Raw genomic sequence first — 2,199 nt, 5'->3', positions numbered from 1 at the left:
CAGCGAGTTAAAGAAAAAGACAAGAAAACGTTAAAAAAAAGTGATTAAAAAGCTTGAATAACTGAATAAAGGTGCTACTTTTGCACCCGCAATGACGCGGATGTTCTTACTTAAATATTGGAAAGTGAATCAAAAATAAGGCGAAAGTTTTAGAAAAAAGATTTGCGAGAAAAGAAAGAAGTAGTTATCTTTGCCGACCCGAAAGGGAGCAAGTTCATAGACAGATTGAGTGGGTGGAAACGTTGAGAAATCGCGTTTTACAGGAAAGAAAAAGGAAACGAAAAATTTTCAAAAAAACTTTCCAAAACACTTGCGAGATTAAAAAGAAGTTGTACTTTTGCACCCGCTTCCAGAGACGCACCATGTGTGCCAAACGAAACGAAAGAAACTGAAATAAATTCAGTTAAAACAAAGCAGAACACGTTCCTAGACATATTGAATTGACAGCCGTTTTGAAAGAGATTTCAAGACAAAAGAATAAAGAGTAATAGAATCGAAAGATTTGAAAAAACCACTAGAGAATTTAGTCGAATATAAAAAAGAGTTCAAATTAATTTGAATTCGCACAATATACGATGAAGAGTTTGATCCTGGCTCAGGATGAACGCTAGCGGCAGGCTTAACACATGCAAGTCGAGGGGTATAGTTCTTCGGAACTAGAGACCGGCGCACGGGTGCGTAACGCGTATGCAATCTACCTTTCACAAAGGGATAGCCCAGAGAAATTTGGATTAATACCTTATAGTAATACGACTTGGCATCAAGATGTATTTAAAGATTTATCGGTGAAAGATGAGCATGCGTCCCATTAGCTTGTTGGTAAGGTAACGGCTTACCAAGGCAACGATGGGTAGGGGTCCTGAGAGGGAGATCCCCCACACTGGTACTGAGACACGGACCAGACTCCTACGGGAGGCAGCAGTGAGGAATATTGGACAATGGGCGCAAGCCTGATCCAGCCATGCCGCGTGCAGGATGACGGTCCTATGGATTGTAAACTGCTTTTATACAGGAAGAAACACTTGCTCGTGAGCAAACTTGACGGTACTGTAAGAATAAGGATCGGCTAACTCCGTGCCAGCAGCCGCGGTAATACGGAGGATCCAAGCGTTATCCGGAATCATTGGGTTTAAAGGGTCCGTAGGCGGTCAGATAAGTCAGTGGTGAAAGCCCATCGCTCAACGGTGGAACGGCCATTGATACTGTCTGACTTGAATTATTAGGAAGTAACTAGAATATGTAGTGTAGCGGTGAAATGCTTAGAGATTACATGGAATACCAATTGCGAAGGCAGGTTACTACTAATGGATTGACGCTGATGGACGAAAGCGTGGGTAGCGAACAGGATTAGATACCCTGGTAGTCCACGCCGTAAACGATGGATACTAGCTGTTGGGAGCAATCTCAGTGGCTAAGCGAAAGTGATAAGTATCCCACCTGGGGAGTACGTTCGCAAGAATGAAACTCAAAGGAATTGACGGGGGCCCGCACAAGCGGTGGAGCATGTGGTTTAATTCGATGATACGCGAGGAACCTTACCAAGGCTTAAATGTAGATTGACCGGTTTGGAAACAGACTTTTCGCAAGACAATTTACAAGGTGCTGCATGGTTGTCGTCAGCTCGTGCCGTGAGGTGTCAGGTTAAGTCCTATAACGAGCGCAACCCCTGTTGTTAGTTGCCAGCGAGTCATGTCGGGAACTCTAACAAGACTGCCAGTGCAAACTGCGAGGAAGGTGGGGATGACGTCAAATCATCACGGCCCTTACGCCTTGGGCTACACACGTGCTACAATGGCCGGTACAGAGAGCAGCCACTGGGCGACCAGGAGCGAATCTATAAAACCGGTCACAGTTCGGATCGGAGTCTGCAACTCGACTCCGTGAAGCTGGAATCGCTAGTAATCGGATATCAGCCATGATCCGGTGAATACGTTCCCGGGCCTTGTACACACCGCCCGTCAAGCCATGGAAGCTGGGGGTGCCTGAAGTCGGTGACCGCAAGGAGCTGCCTAGGGTAAAACTGGTAACTAGGGCTAAGTCGTAACAAGGTAGCCGTACCGGAAGGTGCGGCTGGAACACCTCCTTTCTAGAGCCTGAATGTTAGTTGTGCAAACAACACTTTTAGGAAAGAAGACGAAAGTTCGAAGTGGAAACAAATAAGGACATTTTATTACTCTTGCTGTTAGTTCAAATAATACA

General features: G+C 45.3%; 1 rRNA gene. It reads left to right on the top strand.

Going from position 1 to position 2,199, the window contains the following annotated elements:
* The first annotated feature begins 572 nt into the window (after nt 1-572).
* A 16S ribosomal RNA gene (locus ACNO7W_RS16305) occupies nt 573-2,086 on the top strand.
* The last annotated feature ends 113 nt before the right edge of the window (nt 2,087-2,199 follow it).

Origin of the sequence: Flavobacterium sp. ZB4R12 (assembly GCF_048276375.1) — a bacterium.
GTDB lineage: Bacteria > Bacteroidota > Bacteroidia > Flavobacteriales > Flavobacteriaceae > Flavobacterium > Flavobacterium gawalongense.
Note: the sequence above shows the minus strand (reverse complement) of the source record. Positions and strands in the feature narration are given on the sequence as shown.